This is a genomic window from Paracoccus sp. TOH (genome assembly GCF_030388245.1).
Taxonomy (GTDB): Bacteria; Pseudomonadota; Alphaproteobacteria; order Rhodobacterales; family Rhodobacteraceae; genus Paracoccus; species Paracoccus simplex.
The window spans coordinates 436,749-457,181 of record NZ_CP098362.1 but is presented as its reverse complement, the minus strand read 5'-3'; the positions used below and the strand labels follow the sequence as shown (position 1 = coordinate 457,181).

The following is a 20,433-nucleotide window of genomic DNA, read 5'->3' as shown; positions in this document are numbered from 1 at the left end:
ACTGGTCATGGCGGCAGTCTAGCCGTCGGGACGGGACGAGTCGAGGGCGGCGTCCATGCCCGCGCATCCCGACACCGCCATGGGTCCGACGCGCGGCAAAAGCTGGAGCATCCGGCCCGGCGGCAGGGTCGGCCCGCCCCGGCCGCGCGGAGGAGCCAGGGGAGAAAGGATGAACACCAGGCCGTCCCCCGCGGATCGGCCGGCCACGCGGGGCCTGACCGCGGCCCAGACCCAGACCCCGCAGGCCGGCGCCCGGAAACCGGCGAAAGAGACGGCGCGAGTTTTTGGGAACCTCTGCCCGGCCGCAGCCTTTTCATGAAGGGGGCCCGGCAAGGGGAGAGCGAAACCATGCAGCCAGACGGGGGCGCGCCCGACGGGGGTGGCATCGCGGAAGGCGGCCGGACCGGCATGACCGCCGCCTCGGTTTTCGAGGCCGCGGGCCGCGAGGTGCTGCGGCGGGGGGCGCTGCAGGCGGCGCATTTCGACGAACGCGCCGCGCGCTTCGACCTGAAACAGGCCGACAGCGACCAGCGCATGCTTTACCAGGCCGCGCTGCGGGCCGAGGCCGAGGACGAGCACATCACCACCGCGACGCGCTGGCTGCTCGACAATTACCACACCATCGCCGAGACCTATCGCCACCTGCATCGCGACCTGCGTCCGGATTTCCTGCGCTCGCTGCCGCGCGGCCGCTTCCGGCCGGCGGCCGAGCCGATTCCGCGGGTGCTGGCGCTGGCCTGGGATTATGTCGCGATGACCGACGGCGACCTGCGCGAGCGCAGCTTCGCCGATTTCATCGCCGGCGCGCAGCAGGTCGAATGGCTGACCATCGGCGAGCTGTGGTCGCTGCCCTCGATGCTGCGCTATGCGCTGCTCTTGCGGATGCTGCGGCTGAGCGAGGAGGCCGAGCAGGCCCGCCGTGGCCGGCGCGAGGCCAATGCCGCCATGGACCGGCTGATGGCCAAGGACGATCCCGGCCCGGCGGATTTCGACCTGGTGGTGCCCGGCGCCTCGCTGCAGAATCCGGCCTTCGTGGCGCATGTGATCTATCGCATCCATGCCGGGCTGGACCGCACCCATGCCATCACCGCCGAACTGGCCCGGCGGCTCGAGGCGCAGGGCCACACCGCCGAGCAGATGATGACCGGCGAGCAGCTGCGCCAGACCGCCAACAACGTCACCGCCGCGCATGTCATCCGGGCGCTGAAGCGGCTGGACGAGATCAACTGGCGCGAATGGTTCGAGGCCACCAGCCGCACCGAGGCGATCCTGCGCGAGGATCCCGACCACCGGCGGCTGGCCCCGCAGAGCCGCAACGCCACCCGCAACCGCATCGAGATGATCGCGCGCCATTCGGAGCTGTCCGAACCCGAGGTGGCCGAGCGGGCGCTGGCGGCGGCGGTGCGGCGCGGCATCCCGGCCTCGGTCGTGCTGCTGGGCGACGACGCGGCCCGCTTCGAGGCCGAATGCGGCTATCGCCCGGTCTGGCGCGAGCGGCTGGCCCGGCTGCTGCGCCGTCAGGGCGTCCTTGCCCTGGTGGTGCCCTTGGCGGCGCTGATGGCGCTGGCCCTGGGGCTGTGCCTGGCCTATGTGCCCTCGCAGACCGGGGGCTTTCTGGCCGCCGCGCTGATCCTGCTGTCGCTGGCGCCGTTCCTCGACGCCTCGCTGGCGCTGCTGCGCTTCGTCGCCAGCCGGCTGATCGCGCCGTCGCAACTGCCCGCCTATGGGTTCAAGGACGGCATCCCGCCCGAACATGCGACGCTGGTGGCCGTGCCCTGCCTGCTGACCAGCCTGGACACCATCGACGACCTGCTCAGCAATCTCGAGGTGCATTACCTGGCCAACCCGGACCCGACGCTGAGCTTCGCGCTGCTGGCGGATTTCACCGACGCGACCGAGGAAACGACGCCGCGCGACGCCGAACTGCTGGCCTATGCCCGCCAGGGCATCGCCGCGCTGTCCGGGCGATATGCCCATACCGGGCAGCGCTTCTACCTGCTGCACCGCCGCCGGCAATGGAACGAGGCCGAGGGCATCTGGATGGGCTGGGAGCGCAAGCGCGGCAAGCTGGTCGAGCTGAACGCGCTGCTGCGCGGCAGCCACGACACCAGCTTCGTCGATACCGGCCCGCGCCCGCCCGAGGCCATCCGCTATGTGGTGACGCTGGACGCCGACACCCGGATGCCGCGCGACACCGTGCGGATGCTGGTGGGCATGATGGCGCATCCGGTCAATCGGCCGGTCTATGACCCGGCGCGGCAGCGCATCGCCCGCGGCCACGGGCTGATCCAGCCGCGCGTGACCTCGCTTCTGAAACACGGCAGCCAGACCTCGCCCTTCCAGCGCATCCTGTCGCAGGACAAGGGGCTGGACCCCTATGTCTTTACCGTCTCGGACCTGTATCAGGATCTGTTCGACCAGGGCACCTATACCGGCAAGGGCATCTATGACGTCGATGCCTTCATCGCCGCCGCGCAGGACGGCATCCGCGAGAACTCGGTGCTGAGCCACGACCTGATCGAGGGGGCCTGGCTGCGCGCGGCGCTGGCCACCGACGTGAACTTCATCGAGGACTATCCCAAGCGCTTCGACGTGGACCTGTCGCGCCAGCACCGCTGGGCGCGCGGCGACTGGCAGCTGCTGCCCTATCTTCTGGATCTGCGCAACGGGCTGGACGCGCTGGCGCGGTTCCGCATCGTCGACAACCTGCGCCGCAGCCTCTTGCCGGTGGGGCTGATGCTGGCGGCGCTGGTGGCGCTGATCGGCCTGCCGCATGCCGATGCGATGTTCTGGCTGGGGCTGCTGGGCGTCTCGGCCGGCCTGTCGCAGCTTCTGGGCTGGCTGATGGGGCTGATGCCGCGGCAGTCCGGGGTGGCGCCGCTGCGCCACATGCTGGTCATCGGCAACGAGCTGATCGACCAGGTCATGGCCTTCATGATGCGGCTGACGCTCTTGCCCCAGATGGCCTTCAGCATGGTGGACGCCACGGCGCGCAGCCTGTGCCGGGTCTATCTGTCGCGGCGCGGCCTGCTGGAATGGACCACCACCGATGCCGTGGCCAGCCGCGGGCACGAGACGCCGCTGGGCTATCTGGCGCTGATGCGCGGCGGGCTGGTCCTGGGGCTGGGCTTCGTCGCGCTGGTGGCGCTGCTGCGCCCCGAGAATCTGGCGCCGGCCCTGGCGCTCGGCGTCCTGTGGCTGGGGGCGCCGCTGATCGCCTGGGTCAGCGCCCGCCCGATCAAGCACGAGGGCGCGCGCGCCCTGACCGGCGACGAGCAACTGGAATGGCGGGCCGAGGCGCGGCTGATCTGGCGCTTCTTCGAGACCTTCGTGACCGGGCGCACCCACCACCTGCCGCCCGACAACTATCAGGACGATCCGCAGCCCAAACTGGCCGAGCGCACCTCGCCGACCAATATCGGGCTCTACCTGCTCTCGACCGTCACCGCGCATGAATTCCGCTGGATCACCCTGGGCGAGGCGCTGGACCGCATCGAGGCGACGCTCTCGACCGTCGAACGGCTGGAGCGGCACCACGGCCATCTCTATAACTGGTATGCGACCGACACGCTGGAGCCGCTGGGCACGCGCTACATCTCGGCGGTGGACAGCGGCAACCTGGCCGGGCAGCTGATCACCCTGTCCTCGACGCTGAAGGAATGGGCGCGCAGTCCGGCGCTGTATCTGCTGCCCGAACTGTCGGGCGCGGTCGACATCCTCTCCGTGATGCGCCGGCTGCATGCGGCGATCCCGCGCGAGCGGCGCAGCCTGAACCCGCTGCGCAACCGCATCGACGAGCGCATCACCGGCCTGTGGCGCAGCATGGCCTGCGCCGACGCGCCGCATCTGGCACCGCTGCATGTGCAAAGCTATGCCCGCGCCGCCGCCAACCTGCAGGTGCTGATCCAGGGCCTGGTGACCGAGGTGCCGACCGACGCCGCGCGCGAGCTGGACTGGTGGGCCAGCCGGCTGGTCGGCACCTGCGACGAGATGGAGAGCTTGGGCCGCATCGACCCCGACGAGGTGGCCGTCTCGGCCCGGCGCATGGCGGCGCTGGCCGAGCGCGCCCGGGCCGTCGCCTTCCAGATGGATTTCGCTTTCCTCTACGACCCCGAGCGCCAGCTGCTCGCCATCGGCTACAACTGCGCCGAGGGCGCGCTGGACCAGTCCTTCTACGACCTGCTGGCTTCCGAGGCGCGGCTGGCCTCGCTTTTCGCCATCGCCAAGGGCGACCTGCCGACCGAGCACTGGAACCGGCTCGGCCGGCCGATGACCGCCATGCCCTATGGCTCGACCCTGGTCAGCTGGTCGGGTTCGATGTTCGAATACCTGATGGCGCCGCTGATCATGGACGAGCCGCCGGGCTCGATCCTCTACAGCTCCTGCGATGTGGCGGTCGAGGCGCAGATCCGCGACGGCTGGCGTGCCGGCCGGCCCTGGGGCGTGTCGGAAAGCGCCTACAACGCCCGCGACGCGCAGATGAACTATCAGTATTACGCCTTCGGCGTGCCGGAACTGGCGCTGCGGCGCTGGCTGCGCGACGATCAGGTGGTGGCGCCCTATGCCAGCTTCATCGCCGCCGCTTTCCGCCCGCGCAGCGCGCTGAAGAACCTGCGTCGGCTGGCGCGGCTGGGCGCGCGCGGCGCATACGGCTTTTTCGACGCGGTGGACTTCACCCCCTCGCGGCTGCCCGAGGGACGCAGATCCGCCGTGGTGCGCAGCGTCATGGCGCATCACCAGGGCATGAGCCTGCTGGCCATCGCCAATTGCCTGATGGACGGGCTGCACCGCGACCGCTTCAACGCCGACCCGGTGATCGAAAGCGTCTCGACGCTCTTGCAGCAGAAGACCCCGCGCGAGGTCTCGCCCCTGCGGCGCGAGACGGTGCGGCGGCGGCTGCCCGGCCCGTCCGAGCTGGGCCAGACCGAGATCGTCGAGGTCGCGGATGCCGCCTCGGCCCCGCATACCGTCGCGGTCATGTCGAACGGCCGGCTGTCGATGCTGCTCGATGCCAGCGGTGCCGGCCGGCTGCGGCTGGACGGCACCGCCATCACCCGCTGGCGCCCCGACCCGGCGGCGGATGCCTGGGGCGAGTTCCTGTTCATCCGCGATGCCGGTTCGGGGCGCTGGTGGTCGGCGACGGCGGCGCCCGGCTTCGACCCCGGCATCGCCTATTCCGCGCGCCTGTTCGATTACAAGGCCAATTTCATCGCCAGCGGCGAGGGCATCTTCTGCGAGACCGAGGTGATCCTGTCCGACGACCTGGACGCGCGCGGCGCCCGGGTGAAGCTGCGCAACAGCTCGGACCGGCCGCGCCAGATCGAACTGACCAGCTATGGCGAGATCGTGCTGGACAACAACGATGCCGACCGCGCCCATACCGCGTTTTCGCGCATGTTCGTCGCCACCGAGGCGCAGCCGGACCAGGGCCGGATCTTCGCCCGCCGCAACAAGCGCAACCCGCAGGATCCCGACCGCCACCTGATGCACATGGCGACCGGCGCCGGCGTGCCCGCGGGCGCCGCCACCGACCGGCGGCTGTTCGTCGGCCGCGGCCGCACGATCCGCGCCCCGCAGGCGCTGGACGACCCGGGCGTCCTGGCCGGGCTGGCGCCGGGGGAAAGCTACACGCTCGACCCGATCTTCTCGCTCACCCGGCGGCTAACCATCGACCCGGGCAAGGAGGCGGTTGTGACCTTCTGGACCGCGGCCGCCGCCAGCCGCGCGGCGCTGGAGGAGGCGCATGCCCGGCTGAGCGACGAATCCGCCTATGAGAACGAGCACCAGATGGCCTGGACCCGCAGCCAGGTGCAGCTGCATCACGCCGACATCACCCCCGAGGAGGCGGCGCTGTTCCGCCGCTATGCCGCGCTGCTGGTCTATCCCAACGAGGCGCTGAGTTCGCAGACCGAGCATGCCATGGGCTCGCAATCGGCGCTGTGGCCGATGTCGGTCTCGGGCGACAATCCGATCATGGTGCTGCGCATCAACGATCCCGACCTGCTGCCGGTGGCCCGCCAGGCGATCCGCATGCAGGAATACCTGCGGATGCGCGGCCTCGACTGCGATCTGGTGATCCTGAACGAGCAGCGCGTCAGCTACGCCGCGCATCTGCACGAGGCGCTGAACAACCTGTGTCACAGCATGCAGCTGCTGCATTCGCGCCCCTCGGTCTTTGCCGTCGATGCCAACGGGTTATCGCCCGAGACCCGCGACACGCTGCTGGCCGTGGCCCGCGTGGTGATCTATGCCCAGAACGGCAACCTGGCCGAGCAGGTCCAGCGGCTCGAACCGGCCGAGCTGCGGCGCGGCATCACCCGCCCGCCCTCGCGCCCGCTGCAGCGTCCGGCGCTGCATCCCGACTTCCCGGCCGAGGAACTGCAGTTCTGGAACGGCACCGGCGGCTTCGACGCGCAGGGCAATTATGTCGTGCGCCTGCGCCATGGCGAGGCGACGCCGAATCCCTGGATCAATGTCGTGGCCCGCAGCGATTTCGGCTTCCACATCTCGGCCGAGGGCGCGGGCTTTTCCTGGTCGGCCAATTCGCGCGACCACCAGTTGACGCCCTGGTCGAACGATGCGGTCAGCAATCCGCCGGGCGAGGGGATCCTGATCCGCGATGTCGGCACCGGCGCCATCCATACCCCCTATGCGGTGCTGTCGAGCCAGCGCGAGGCGCTTTACCAATGCCGCCACGGCGCCGGCTTTTCCGAATTCGCCGCCTGGTCGGGCGAACTGGAGATCACCGCCCTGCACAGCCTGCTTCCCGACGCGCCCCTGCGGGTGATCGGGCTGCGGCTGGCCAATCGCGGCACGCGGCGGCTGACGCTGGACGTGGCGCAGTTCCTGGAGCCGGTGATGGGCGGCGCGCGCGCCAAGACCGCGCCCTATCTGCAGCTGCGCTACCTGCCCGAGGCCCGGGCCCTGCAATGCGACAATCCCTATTCCATCGACTATGCCGGCCAGCGCATGGTCCTGTCGGTGGACAGCGAGGTGACGGGCCTGTGCCTGTCGCGGCCGATCTGGCAGGGCCGCAACCGCGATGCCGGCCTGCCGGCCTGGTTCGATTCCACGCTCAGCCACCGTTTCGTGCATCGCCATGACGGCGACCCGGTGATGATGCTGGAGACCCGGATCGAGATCGAGCCGGGCGAAAGCCGCACCGTCACCTTCCGGCTGGCCGCCGCGCCCGGCGAAACCGCCCGGCCGCTGCTGGCCCGGACCGAGACCGCCCGGCAGGCCGCCACCGCCCAGACCGACCGTTGGCAGCATGTCTTCGGCCGGCTGCAGGTGGAAACCCCCGACCCGGCCTTCGACCTGATGGTGAACCGCTGGCTGCCCTATCAGGCCATCGCCTGCCGGATCAGGGCGCGCTCGGCCTTCTATCAGGCCTCGGGCGCCTATGGCTTCCGCGACCAGTTGCAGGACACCTCGGCCATGCTGGTCTATGACCCGGCGCTGGCCCGCGACCAGTTGCTGGAAGCCGGCTCGCGCCAGTTCCCCGAAGGCGATGTGCAGCACTGGTGGCTGCCCGGCACCGGCGCCGGCGTGCGCACCATGATCGCCGACGACGTGGTTTGGCTGGGCCATGCGCTGGCCCGCTATGTCGAGGTGACGGGCGACCGCAGCATCCTTGACGAGCCCTTGCCCTTCATTCTCGGCCGGGCGCTGGAGCCGGGCGAGCATGATGCCTTCTACCGGCCCGAGATCAGCGACCGCCGGGCGACGCTTTACGAACATGCCGCGCTGGCGCTGGAGCTGGCCATCACCCGCACCGGGGCCGAGGGGTTGCCGCTGTTCCTGGGCGGCGACTGGAACGACGGCATGAACCGGGTGGGCGAGGCCGGGCGCGGCCAGTCGATCTGGATGGGCTGGTTCCTGGCCCGCACCATCGCCATGCTGGCGCCGCTGGCCGAGGCGCGGGGCGAGGCCGAGCGCGCCAAACGCTGGCGCACCCATGCCGCGCGGCTGTCGCGGACGCTGGACCGGCACGGCTGGGACGGCGGCTGGTATCTGCGCGGGCTTTATGACGACGGCACGCCGCTGGGCTCGGCCCAGTCGCAGGAATGCCGCATCGATTCCATCGCGCAAAGCTGGTCGGTGATCTCGGGTGCCGGGCGGCCGGCGCGGCGCAACCCGGCGCTGGACGCGGCGCTGGAGCATCTGCTGGACGAAAACGGCATGTTGCTGCGGCTGTTCACCCCGCCCTTTGCCGATGCGCCGCAGGATCCCGGCTATATCAAGGGCTATCCGCCCGGCGTGCGCGAGAATGGCGGGCAATATACCCATGCCGCGATCTGGATGGTGCAGGCGCTGTGCATGGCCGGCCGCGCCGACGATGCCTGGCGGGTGTTCCGGCTGCTGAACCCGATCACCCATGCCAGCGACGCGGCCACGCTGCAGGTCTATCGCGGCGAACCCTATGTCGTCGCTGCCGATGTCTACGGCGCCGAGGAAAAGACCGGCCGCGCCGGCTGGACCTGGTATACCGGCTCGGCCGGCTGGCTGCACCGGGTCGCGGTCGAGCATATCCTGGGCCTGCGCATCAAGGGCGGCGACAGGCTGGAGGTGGAGCCCGCCTTGCCCGCGCACTGGCCGGGCTTCCGCGCCAGCGTGATGATCGGCAACCGCCGGCACGAGGTCGAGGTGACGCGCGACAAGGCCGGCGCGCTGCAGATCCGGTCCGGCTGACGACGAGGCAGGGGAGGGCGGCCCATGCGGCGCTTGATGATCGGCATCCTGGTGCTTCTGGCGCTGCCCCTCGCGGGCCTTGGCGCCTGGCTCTACAGCCTGCCGCCGGGCCCGGCCGCCCTGCAGCCCCCGCCGGTGCCGCAGGCCGAGGCCAGGGCGATGCTGGCGGCGCTGAAGCCTCCGAAACGCGAGCGGCCGCTGATTGCGGTCGTCGGCCTGAACGACGCCACCGAAACCACCGACTACCTGATGCCCGCCGGCATCCTGCGCCGCGCCGGGATCGCCGATGTGGTCATGCTGGCGGCCGGGCCCGGCCGGGTGCGGCTTTACCCGGCGCTGGCGGCGCTGCCCGACGCGACGCTGGCGGAATTCGACGCCCGCCACCCCGAGGGCGCGGATTACGTCATCGTTCCGGCCATGAGCCGCGACGACGACCCGGCGGTCATCGGCTGGCTGCGGCAGCAGGCCGCAGGCGGGGCGACCATCATCGGCATCTGCGCCGGCGCCAAGGTGGTCGCCGCCGCCGGCCTGCTGGACGGCAGGCGGGCGACGACGCATTGGTATTACCGGCAGCAGCTGCTCGACCGCAGCCCCTCGATCGCCTATGTGCCCGACCGGCGCATGGTGATCGACGGCCGCGTCGCCACCACCACCGGCATCACCGCCTCGATGCCGATGATGCTGGTGCTGGTCGAGGCCATTTCCGGCCGCGCCAAGGCCGAGGCGGCGGCCCGCGATCTGGGTCTGGCGCATTGGGATGCCCGCCATGCCAGCGCCGCCTTCGGCCTGACCCGGCCCTTCGCCGCGACGGTGCTGGGCAACCGGCTGGCCTTCTGGAAGCGCGAGCGGGTGGGGCTGGAGCTTCGCCCCGGCATGGACGAGGTGGCGCTGGCGCTGGTCGCCGATGCCTGGTCGCGAACCTATCGGTCGCGGGCCGTGACCTTCGCGGCCTCGACGGCGGCGGTCGAAAGCCGGAACGGCATCCGCCTGCTGCCCGAGATCCCCGCGGCCGAATGGCCGCAGAAGCGGCGGCGTTACGACCTTGCCGGCCAAAGCCCGGCCGTGGCGCTTGACCAGGCCCTGCGGGCCATCGCCGCGCGCCATGGCGAACGGACCGCGCGGATCGTCGCCATGCAACTGGAATATCCGCGCTGAACCGCCGCGGCGCTGGCCTCTGGCCCAAGGGCCGGGCCGGTGGCAAAGTGGCGGCATGGAGCAGACCGACATCCTGACCCGCCTTGCCGTGTCGCTGGCCATCGGCCTGCTCGTCGGGCTGGAACGCGGCTGGCAGAGCCGCGCGGAAGGGGACCATCGCCGCGCCGCCGGGCTGCGGACCTTTGCGCTGACCGGGCTGTTGGGCGGGGTGACCGGGGCATTGGCGGCGCAGTTCGGCGGGCTGCTGATCGGGCTGGTATTCTGCGCCTTCTCGGCGGTCTTCGCCGCCTTCCAATGGCTCGAATCGCGGCTCGACCAGGATGTCAGCGCCACCTCCTGCGTGGCCGGGATGCTGGTCTTCCTGCTCGGCGCGCTGGCCGTCAGCGGAGAGCTGGGGCCGGCCGTGGCGGCGGCGGTGGCGATGACCCTGCTGCTGGCGCTGCGCGAGCATCTGCACCGCTGGGTCGCCATGCTGAGCTGGATCGAGATCCGCGCCGGGCTGACCCTGGCGGCGATGTCCTTCCTGCTGCTGCCGGTCATCCCCGACCGCGCCATCGACCCCTGGGGCGCGGTCAACCCCTATCGGATCTGGCTGCTGGCCATCCTGATCGCGGCGATTTCCTTCGCCGGCTACATGGCGGTCAGGGCGTTCGGAGAACGGCGCGGCATCATGGTGATGGCGGCGGCCGGCGGGCTTGCCTCCTCGACCGCGACCACGCTGGCCTTTGCGCGGCTGGGCAAGGATCGCCCGGACTCGGCCCGGCTGCTGAGCGCGGGGATCCTGCTGGCCGGGGTGGTGATGGTCTTGCGGGTGGGCGTGATCGCCATCGGGTTGCAGCCGGCGCTGCTGGCCGGGCTGGCGCCGCCGCTGGCGGCGATGGCGGCGGTGACCGCCTGCGGCGCCGCGCTTTTGATGCGGCGCGCCCGGCGCGAGGCGCGGCCGGTCCTCGCCATCGACAATCCGCTGGCCGTGGGAACGGCGCTGAAACTGGCGGGGTTCATCGCCGTGGTGATGCTGGCCGCGGCGGGGTTGCGCCAATGGCTGGGCGATATCGGCGTGCTGATCGTGGCGGCGATCTCGGGCCTCGCCGATGTCGATGCGGTCTCGATCTCGATGGCGCGGATGGGCGGCGGGACGCTGGCGCTGGATACCGCGGCCCAGGCGATCCTGATCGCGGTCGCGGTCAACACCGTGTCCAAGGCGGTTCTTGCAGCCTGGGTCGGTGGGCCCAGGCTGGGGCTGATCGTCGGCGCCGTCAGCGGGCTGGGGATCGGCGCGGCCGGGCTGGCGATGGCCCTGTCGCGGGCGCTGCTGCCTTGAAGCTCAGTGCCCGCCGCCGCCCGCCCCGGGCGCCGGCTTCTGCACGAAGAACAGCAGCAAAGCGAGCGCGGCGAAAAGCCCGGTCAGCAGCACAAAGATGTCCGCAAGCGACATGACCACCGCCTGCAGCCGCGCCATGTTGGTCAGCGTGGCCAATGCCGCGGTGCCGGCCGCATCGCCCAGGCCGGAATAGGCCTGTTCCAGCATCCCCAATGCCTGTCCCGCCGCGTCGTTGCCGCCGGTCACGCTTTCGGCGATGCGGGCATAGTGGACATCCTCGCGATTGGTCAGAACGGTGTTGATCAGCGCCAACCCGACCGCGCCGCCCAGGTTGCGGGTCAGGTTGAACAGGCCCGAGGCGTTCTTGACCTTTTCCGGCGGCAGCATCCCCAGGGCGATGTTCGACACCGGCACCATGCAGATCATCAGCGACACGCCGCGCAGGATCTGCGGCAGGAAGATCTGCCAATAGTCCCAGTCTTCGGTCAACCCGGTCATCATCCAGCAGCTGAGCGCGAAGACCGCGAAGCCCGCGCCCATCATCAGCCGCGGATCGACGCTTTGCGACAGCCGCCCGGCGATGGGGGCGGTCAGGAACATCGAGATGCCCGAAACCATCATCGCCTCGCCGATCTGCAGCGAATTGTAGCCGCGGATCCCCGACAGGTAGAGCGGGAAGATGTAGATCAGCCCGTAAAGCCCGATGCCCAGGCCGAACGAAAACACCGAGCCCATGGTGAAGTTGCGGTCGGCAAAGGCGTCCAGCCGCACGATGGGCTCCTCGGCGGTGAAGGCGCGCCAGAAGAACAGGAAGCCGCCGGCGATCATCACCCCGGTCATCGCCACGATCAGCCCATCGGCGAACCAGTCGTCGCCCGCGCCTTCTTCCAGCACGTATTCCATCGCCCCCAGCAACAAGGCCAGCCCCAGGAAGCCCCACCAGTCGAAGCGCTGGAACAGGCTCAGGTCCGGCTTGTCGAAATCAATCAGCAGGAAGGCCGCGCTGGTGACGATGATGCCGGGAATGACGTTGATGAAGAACAGCCAGTGCCAGCTCATGTATTCCGTCAGATAGCCGCCCAGCGTCGGCCCGACCGTCGGCGCCAGCGTCGCCACCAGCCCGATCATCGGCGAGACGATATGCATCTTCGAGCGCGGGAAGATGGTGAAGGCGCAGGCAAAGACCGTCGGGATCATCGCCCCGCCGATGAAGCCCTGCAATGCCCGCCAGACGATCATCTCGGACATCGAGTTCGACAACCCGCAGAGCAGGCTCATCACCGTGAAGCCGCCCGAGGAGATGGTGAAGAGCCAGCGCGTCGACAGCATCCGCGACAGATAGCCCGACAGCGGGATCATGATGACCTCGGCGATCAGGTAAGAGGTCTGGATCCACGGGATCTCGTCGCTGGAAGCCGCGAGTCCGGCCTGGATCTCGGACAGCGAGGCCGAGACGATCTGGATGTCCAGGATCGCCATGAACATGCCCAGCACCATCAGCAGGAAGGTGATCAGGCGGCGCGGGTCGATGCGGTCCTGATCGGGCGCTGCCGATGCCGGGGCCAGCGCCGCCGCGCTGTCGGCGGGCATGGTTCAGCCCCCGTTCCGCGCGGCCTGCCGGATGCCTTCGGCCGCCGTGCCGTCCAGCGCGCTGGTCGCGGCCGCGCCGGGATCGGCCGCCGGGGCCGGGGCGCTTTGTGTGGGCGCGGGCGCCGGCATCAGCGGCCGGTCCTCGCCGGTGCGGGTATCGACCTCGGCGATGACCGACATGCCGGGGCGCAGGGGCAGGCGGGCGCGGTCCTGCGCGTCGATCTCGATGCGCACCGGCACACGCTGCACCACCTTGGTGAAATTGCCGGTGGCGTTCGAGGCCGGCAGCAGGCTGAACACCTGCCCGGTGCCGGCGGTCAGGCTTTCCACCGTGCCGTGCAGCATCTCGTCCGGCCAGGCGTCGATGCGAATCGAGACGCGGGCGCCGGGCCGGATACCGGCGATCTGGGTTTCCTTGAAATTGGCCCCGACATACAGGTTCCCGACCGGCACCAGCGTGCCGATGCGGCTGCCCGGCGCGACATAGGAGCCGATCTCGACCTGCCGCTCGGTCAGGATGCCGTCGAAGGGGGCGCGGATCTGGGTGAAGTCCAGGTCGCGCTGCGCCTTGCGCATATCGGTATGGGCGGATTGCACATCCAGCCGGGCGCTGTCGAGCCGCGCCTTCAGCACGACCAGCTGCGCCCGCGCCTCGGCCAGCGCCGCCTTGGCGCTTTGAACCTGGGCGGCGGCGGATTTCGCGCTGGCCTCGGCCGCGTCCACCGCGGCCTGGGTGCCGGCCGAGCTGGTCCGCAGCTCGCGCGCGCGGCGAAACGCCTTCTGCGCGCCGTCATTCGTCGCCTCGGCCGCGACCTGCGCCGCCTGCGCCTGCTGGATCGCCGCCTCGCCGGCGGTGATCTGCGCCTCGAGCTGGCGGGCCGCGCTTTCGGCGGCGGCCAGCCCGTTCCGGGCGGTTTCCAGCGCCAGCCGGTAATCCTCGGGGTCGATGCGGGCGATCACCTGGTCCTTGGTTACCGGGGCGTTCGGCGCCACCAGGATCTCGGCGATATAGCCGGTGTCGCGGGCCTGCAGCTGCACCAGATCGGCCTGCAGATAGGCATCGTCGGTTTCCTCGTGGAACCGGCCGAAGCTGAACCAGTGCCAGCCCTGGTAGCCGATCGCCGCCAGCGCCACCAATGCCAGCCCGGCCAGGATGCGCTTGGCCTTGCCGGAGCCGGATTTCTGCGCCGGTGCCGCGGACGCATCTTTGCCGGTCGATGCCATGTTCAGGCCTTTCGATATGGGGCTGCCGGTGCAGGCGGCCGGAGCCGCAGCACAGCCGGGCGCGAGTCGGAAAGGGGGTTTGTCCTGCTTATAGTATTGACCGAACCGTTCGGTCAATATATTCTGATGCCATTCAGCGAACGGGCGCAGGGACGGGCGGCAGGTCGGGGATGGACCCGTCGGCCGCATGCGGCATAACCTCGAGGGCATAGCGACAGGAGGCCCAGTTGAGCGATCCCAGCAGCCAGCGCGCATCCCGCGACCCGGGCGGATGCGGCCCGCCCGAACCCGAGGACAGCCCCAAGCGCCGGCAGATCCTGGACGGCGCGCGGCGCATGTTCCTGGCCCAGGGCTTCGAGGGCGCCTCGATGCAGGACGTGGCGCGGGCGGCCGGGGTGTCCAAGGGCACGCTCTACGTCTATTTCGACAGCAAGGAGGCGATGTTCGAGGCGCTGGTGCTGACCGAATGCGGCCGGCTGCAGCGGACCATCCGCCAGCTTGGCGCCGGGGTGGAGGGGGTGGAACACGAGCTGCGCCAGATCGCCCGCAGCATGATCGACACGCTGCTGCAGGACGAGGTGATGGCAGCGATGCGGATGATGATCGGTGCCGGCGAAAAATTCCCCGACCTGGCCCGGAAGATCTACGAGGCCGGGCCCATGCGCTCGATCGAGACCTTGGCCGAGTATTTCGCGCTGCGCGTCACCCGGGGCGACCTGGCGATGCAGGACTGCCGCGAGGCGGGTGCCGAATTCGTCGATCTGGTGCTGGCCGGGCTGCAGCGCCGGGCGTTGCTGATGATGCCGCCGCTTTCCGATGCCGGGACCGACGCCTTCGTGCGCCGTCGGGTGGCGCGCTTCCTGGCCGTGTACGCGCCGAATGCCACGGCGCCCGAACCCCGGCAGTGAATCCGCTGGCGACGCCGGCGGCGCATGGTGTCACCAGTATAAAATGACGCCCCCGGACCGAATCTGGAAATGTCGCCTTGGGGCAGGGCGGTCGCGCCAGGCGCTGAGCCGCCCCGCTTTCCATCCGAAGGGCCCCAGGGACGGGGATGGGGACGGCGGCGCAAGCAGCCCGGGGGCAGCCATGCGGTCGAACCCGTCATTCGGTGCAGCTCTGCAAGGCGTCGCTGCTGAATATTCCTGCCGACTGTCCCCGCAAATGCGGTCTTCGTCCTCCCAGCACCTGTCTCCAAGATCGGAGACGGGTCAGCGAAAATGCCGGGCAGGATCGTTGGCTGGCCTTTCCAGGCCAGCGAGCGCTCAGCAGGTTTCTTGGGACCGCTTGGAGGGCCACGCACAATCGTTGATTCGGTTAAAGCCTGTGTTACGCTTGCCGCATTTAGGGGGCGAGAAGGAGCATCATTATGACCCTCGTTACACGCAGAAGCATCCTGTTGGGGGGCGTCGCTGGCATTGCATTGCTGGGTCCTGTCGCCCGAGCCTTCGGTCAGACAAAATCTCTGACGGGATGTGGGACTCCTCATGAACTCCGCGCCCGAGGCGACGATCTACCAGGCGCGTGAGATCGTCACCCTCGATCCAGACCGTCCCAGCGCAAAGGCCATCGCCGTGGCGGGCGACCGTATCCTTGCCGTCGGCTCTTTGGACGAGGTCCAACAGACCGTCGGAGATCGGCCTCATCGGGTCGATGACCGCTTTGCCGACAAGGTCATCATCCCCGGCTTCATCGCCCAGCATGACCATCCCGTCCTTGCCGCTCTGTCGATGTCGTCGGAAATCCTCTCGATCGAGGACTGGGTTCTGCCCTCTGGCACCGTCCCGGCCGTGAAGGACAAGCAGGATTTCATCGACCGGCTGACGAAGGCGGTGAACGCACGCACCGATCCCAAGGAGCCGGTGCTGAGCTGGGGCTATCATCCGGCTTTCTACGGACCGCTCACCAAGGCCGAGCTTGACGCGATCAGCAAGGACCGCCCGATCTTCGTCTGGGGACGGTCCTGCCACGAGATGTTCATGAACAGCGCGGCCCTCGAGGCGGGCGGCTTGACGCAGGAAGTCGTCGATGGCTTCGCCGAATCCGCACGCAAGCAGTCCAATTTCGAGGAAGGGCATTTCTGGGAACAGGGCATCTTCGCCGTTCTGCCGAACATCGCCCCGTTTGCCGCCTCGCCCGAGCGGCTGCAGGTCGGGCTGGAAATCTCGCGCGCCTACATGCACGGCAAGGGGATCACCTTCGGCAACGAGCCGGGCGGGATCGTCTCGAAAGCGGTTCAGGACGGCGTAAACGCGATCTTCTCCAGCCCCGACATGCCGTTCCGCTGGTCCTTCATGGTGGATGCCAAGACCGTCACCGCCGCGCATGAGGACGATGCCGAGGTCGTCGCGGCGGCCGAGGCGATGGCGCCCTGGTATGGCGGCATGACCAGCCTGGCGCCCCGGCAGGCCAAGCTGTTCGCCGACGGCGCGATCTATTCGCAGCTCATGCAAGTGCGCGATCCCTATCTCGACGACCATCATGGCGAATGGATGATGGATGAGGATCTGTTCAATCGCGCCTTCCGGATCTTCTGGGACGCGGGCTATCAGATCCATGTCCATGTCAATGGCGATGCCGGGCTTGACCGGGTGCTCGACACGCTTGAGGCGAACCTGCGCCGCAACCCGCGTTACGACCACCGCACGGTCATCGTGCATTTCGCGGTCAGCGCCCCGGATCAGGTGCAGCGGATCAAGGCGTTGGGCGCCATCGTCAGCGGCAATCCCTATTACGTCACCGCGCTGTCGGACCAGTATTCCAAGGTGGGCCTTGGCCCCGAGCGGGCGGATTCCATGGTTCGTCTGGGCGACCTGACCAAAGCCGGCATCCGGTGGTCGCTTCATTCCGATATGCCCATGGCGCCCTGCGACCCGCTGTTCCTGATGTGGTGCGCGGTCAACCGCATCACCGCTTCGGGGCGCGTCGCAGCACCCGAGCAAGTCGTTTCGGTCGAGGATGCGCTGCGTGGCGTGACCATCGAAGCAGCCTATTCGCTGAAGATGGAGGACGAGATCGGCAGCATCGTCCCCGGCAAGCGCGCGAACCTGACGATCCTCGACGCGAACCCGCTGGAGGTCGAGCCGAAGGCCCTCAGGGACATCGGCGTCTGGGGCACGGTGATGGAAGGCCGAGTGCTGCCCGCCGGGCAGCCGGAAAAACGGGCCTCACTGATGCCACAGCGGAACATGCGGCCCGCCGACGATACGGGCTTCATGCGCGTGGCACTGGAGCACGCCCTGACGGTGTCCCATTCGCATCTTTGACGGCCCACCCGGCACGGCGGCAACAACCGGGGCCATCCCCGGAATTGTCGCCGCGCCGGCCCTCAGGCCGGTCGGCGCGCCTGGGGTCAGGATCCGTCGACTTCAGCCCTCGCTGCAACCGTCATCTTCTGGATATGACAGATCAATGGGCCCTGACCCCAGGCATCGCGGACGAGGTTTCTTCACCGCCCTTGTGTCATGTTTCGCTGATAGCCGCCTGAAGCACTGAGAAAATCCGCGCGGCGTCCAATTGCGCGACGTTGAAGCGCAGGAAGCCGCCGGCCGATTGCGAGACGCTGAACACATTTCCCGGCGCCAGCACGACGCCTTCCGCCATGCAACGCCGCGCGATGGCGGCGGAATCATGGCCGCCGGGCAGGCGGCACCACAGGTAGAAGCCGCCGCGCGGCATGGTCCAGGGCACCAGGCCCAGCGGTTGCAGCCGGTCCGCCGCATCCTTCCGGGCGCGGGCCAGCCGCTGGCGCAACTCGTCCATATGCTTGCGATAGGTGCCGCCGGCCAGGACGCCCGCGATCAGTTCGGTCGCAACCGGGCTGGGACCGCCGAAACTGGTCGCGACCTGCAAATCGGCCAGCCCCTCGATCCAGTCCGGCCGCGCCGCGATATAGCCGCAGCGCACGGAAGCCGACAGCGTCTTCGAGAAGCTGCCGATCCTGATGACGCGGTTCAGCCCATCCAGCACCGCAAGACGCGGCGACGGCGCCGGCTCGAAATCCGCGAAGATGTCGTCCTCGACGATGGTCAGCCCGTGGGCCGAGGCCGCGCTGAGCACCCGATGCGCGGTCTGCGGCGAAAGGCTGGCGCCGGTCGGGTTGTGCAGTGCCGAATTGGTGATGTAGAGGCGCGGATTTTCGCGGACGAGAGCGTGTTCGAAGGCGGAAACGTCGGGCCCCGAGGGCGCGAAGGGGACGCCGACCACCCGCGCCTGATGCGCGCGCAGCAGAGCCTGGAAATTGAAATAGCAGGGATCGTCGACCAGCACCGTATCACCGGGCCGCAAGAGCAGCCGGCAGATCAGGTCGATGGCCTGCGTCCCCGAGCCGGTCAGCAGGACATGATCCATCGTGGCGGCGATGCCCTCGTCGGCGAAGCGGCCCAACAGCAACCGCCGCAAGGCGGGCGCGCCGCGCGTGCTGCCATAATCAGCCAGCGCGGCGTCATCGGTGCGGGCCAGCGCCCGCAACCCCTTGCGGATCGCGCCCTGCGGCATCCAGTCCGCCGGCAGCCAGCCGCAGCCCGGCTTCAGGACCGAGGCGTCGGCGTCCAGCGACTGACGCGAGACCCAGAAGGGATCGACGTCGCGTTCGCGGGTCGGCCCCATCCCGGCCAGGGCCATCGGCGGCAGGTCGGCCCCGGTCACATAAAAGCCCGAGCCGCGCCGGGCGCGGATGATCCCCTCGGCCTCTAGCCGGCCGTAAGCCTCGACCACGGTAAAGGGCGACACGCCCATGGTCCTCGCGAAGCCCCGGACCGAGGGCAGGCGATCACCGGGCGCCAGAGCCCGGTTCGCGATCCGCGCGCGGACGGCATCCATCAGCGCCTCGGTCCGCGTAAGTCCCCGATCCTTCGCCATCCGCCTTACCTCCCAACTGTATCGGTCATGTCGCCTATACGGTTTTCGTGAATTGTATTGTGCTGTTCCTGTCTTGGCCAGCACCGGATCGCTATGCACGACGCTGAAAATGCAAGGGGATCACATGGAACGCGGAACGGCGGGTTGGGGCAGCGGCCTCTTGGGCGTCATCATCTTCAGCGGGTCGTTGCCGGCCACCCGCGTCGCCGTGGCGGATTTCTCGCCGATCTTCCTGACCTCGGCCCGTGCGGTGATCGCCGCGCTGCTGGGGGCGGCCTTCCTGGCCGCGTTCCGTCAGCCGCTGCCGGAACGCCGCGACCTTCTTTCGCTGGCGCTGGTCGCCTTCGGCGTCGTTCTGGGCTTTCCGCTGCTGACCGCGCTGGCGCTGCAGCACATCACCGCGGCGCATTCCATCGTCTTCGTCGGGATGCTGCCGCTGGCGACCTCAATCTTCGGCGTTCTGCGGGGTGGCGAGCGGCCCGAGCCCGCCTTCTGGGTCTTCGCGGTGATCGGCGCAGTGGCGGTCGCGGGCTTCGCGCTTCATGGCAGCGGCGGCGGCACGCCGGCGGGCGACCTGCTGATGATCGCCGCAATCCTGGCCTGCGGCCTTGGCTATGCCGAGGGCGCCGCGCTGTCGCGCCGACTCGGCGGCTGGCAGGTCATCTCCTGGGCCTTGCTGCTGTCCCTGCCGGTCATGGCGGCGATCGCGCTGTTCACCTTGCCCGGCGCCTGGTCCCCGATCACCGCGCCGGCCTGGATCGGCCTTGCCTATGTCTCGGTCTTCAGCATGATGGTCGGCTTCATCTTTTGGTATCGCGGCCTCGCGCTCGGCGGCATTGCAGGTGTCGGGCAGCTGCAGCTTCTGCAGCCCTTCTTCGGTTTCCTGCTGGCAGCGCTCTTGCTGCACGAGCCCATCGCCTGGCCCATGATCGCCTCTGCCGTTATCGTCGTCCTCTGCGTCGCCGGGGCCAGGCGATACGCGTGACGCTCAGACAGGTCGGGAAGACCACCCCCATCGCGGATTCTGGCTGAATATCCGATCACATAGGCCTGCTTCTTGGACCATGCCTGCCAAGCCGCGCGTTCTGCAAGATCTGCCCCAAGCCTGGGGCATTGATCCCCCGCATCTCCTTCTTTTTCTTTGTGACGCGCCCCCTGGCCATATCCGCCTTGTCCTGCGCACGAGAGAGCATCTTCATGCGCACCCCGTCCCGGCAGGGCATTCGTCCCCCCGTTTGTTCGTCGAAGCTCGCGCTCGCTCATCAGAACAAGCCCGAAGCCTGCCACGCTGCACCGCGCAGCAGCAGCGTCAGCCATCAGGGCAGAGGCGACAACTCTACTTTGCTTCTACGGATTATATTTGGATAATCCGTCTTATGTCATAAAATATGTCCCGGCGCCGGATGACGGATTCCCGCCCAAGGCGTGCCGGACGCCGGCGCGACTCTGCCGAAATCGTGAACGGCGGCAGAACCGCATGGACGCTGCCGTCTCGACGTATTAGGAAGACGGATCAAAGCGCCGCAATCCAGCGCGGCACAGAATCGAGCATAACCGAGCAGACGAGAATGCAATCCGGCAAACGCGCGACC

The 20,433-nt window shown here is 69.0% G+C and carries 9 protein-coding genes; 6 read left to right on the top strand and 3 right to left on the bottom strand.

From position 1 onward, the window contains the following. Positions 1-348 precede the first annotated feature (348 nt). Genes NBE95_RS19190 through NBE95_RS19180 form a run of 3 tightly spaced genes read left to right on the top strand, consistent with a single transcriptional unit; the run spans position 349 to position 11,167 of the window. Positions 349-8,691, top strand: coding sequence for a glucoamylase family protein (locus NBE95_RS19190; RefSeq protein WP_289896059.1), 8,343 nt, complete (start codon positions 349-351; stop codon positions 8,689-8,691). Positions 8,692-8,715: 24 nt separating this feature from the next. Then, positions 8,716-9,846 carry a DJ-1/PfpI family protein gene (locus NBE95_RS19185; RefSeq protein WP_289896058.1) on the top strand — a complete coding sequence of 377 codons (1,131 nt, stop codon included), beginning with the start codon at positions 8,716-8,718 and terminating at the stop codon, positions 9,844-9,846. A 55-nt stretch (positions 9,847-9,901) separates the two neighbouring features. Then, entirely contained in the window at positions 9,902-11,167 is a 1,266-nt protein-coding gene (locus NBE95_RS19180) for an MgtC/SapB family protein (RefSeq protein ID WP_289896057.1), read from the top strand. A 3-nt stretch (positions 11,168-11,170) separates the two neighbouring features. On the opposite strand, the gene NBE95_RS19175 is transcribed toward NBE95_RS19180, so the two are convergent. Next, positions 11,171-12,757: a DHA2 family efflux MFS transporter permease subunit gene (locus tag NBE95_RS19175; RefSeq protein ID WP_289896056.1), complete on the bottom strand. Its 1,587-nt coding sequence runs from the start codon at positions 12,755-12,757 to the stop codon at positions 11,171-11,173. A gap of 3 nt (positions 12,758-12,760) precedes the next feature. Continuing rightward, complete coding sequence (locus NBE95_RS19170; RefSeq protein ID WP_289896055.1) at positions 12,761-13,981, bottom strand: HlyD family secretion protein; 1,221 nt, start codon at positions 13,979-13,981, stop codon at positions 12,761-12,763. A gap of 227 nt (positions 13,982-14,208) precedes the next feature. Between NBE95_RS19170 and NBE95_RS19165 the strand changes: the two genes are divergently transcribed. Continuing rightward, positions 14,209-14,889 (top strand): TetR/AcrR family transcriptional regulator, encoded by a 681-nt coding sequence (locus NBE95_RS19165; protein ID WP_289896054.1) that lies wholly within the window; start codon positions 14,209-14,211, stop codon positions 14,887-14,889. 579 nt (positions 14,890-15,468) lie between these two features. Further along, entirely contained in the window at positions 15,469-17,247 is a 1,779-nt protein-coding gene (locus tag NBE95_RS19160) for an amidohydrolase (protein ID WP_289896053.1), read from the top strand. A gap of 196 nt (positions 17,248-17,443) precedes the next feature. On the opposite strand, the gene NBE95_RS19155 is transcribed toward NBE95_RS19160, so the two are convergent. Next, positions 17,444-18,841, bottom strand: a complete 1,398-nt coding sequence (locus NBE95_RS19155) for a PLP-dependent aminotransferase family protein (RefSeq protein ID WP_289896052.1) — start codon at positions 18,839-18,841, stop codon at positions 17,444-17,446. 124 nt (positions 18,842-18,965) lie between these two features. Here NBE95_RS19155 and NBE95_RS19150 point away from each other — a divergent pair, with 124 nt between their 5' ends. Then, a complete protein-coding gene (locus NBE95_RS19150) occupies positions 18,966-19,826 on the top strand; it encodes a DMT family transporter (RefSeq protein ID WP_289896051.1) in 861 nt (286 codons plus the stop codon). The last annotated feature ends 607 nt before the right edge of the window (positions 19,827-20,433 follow it).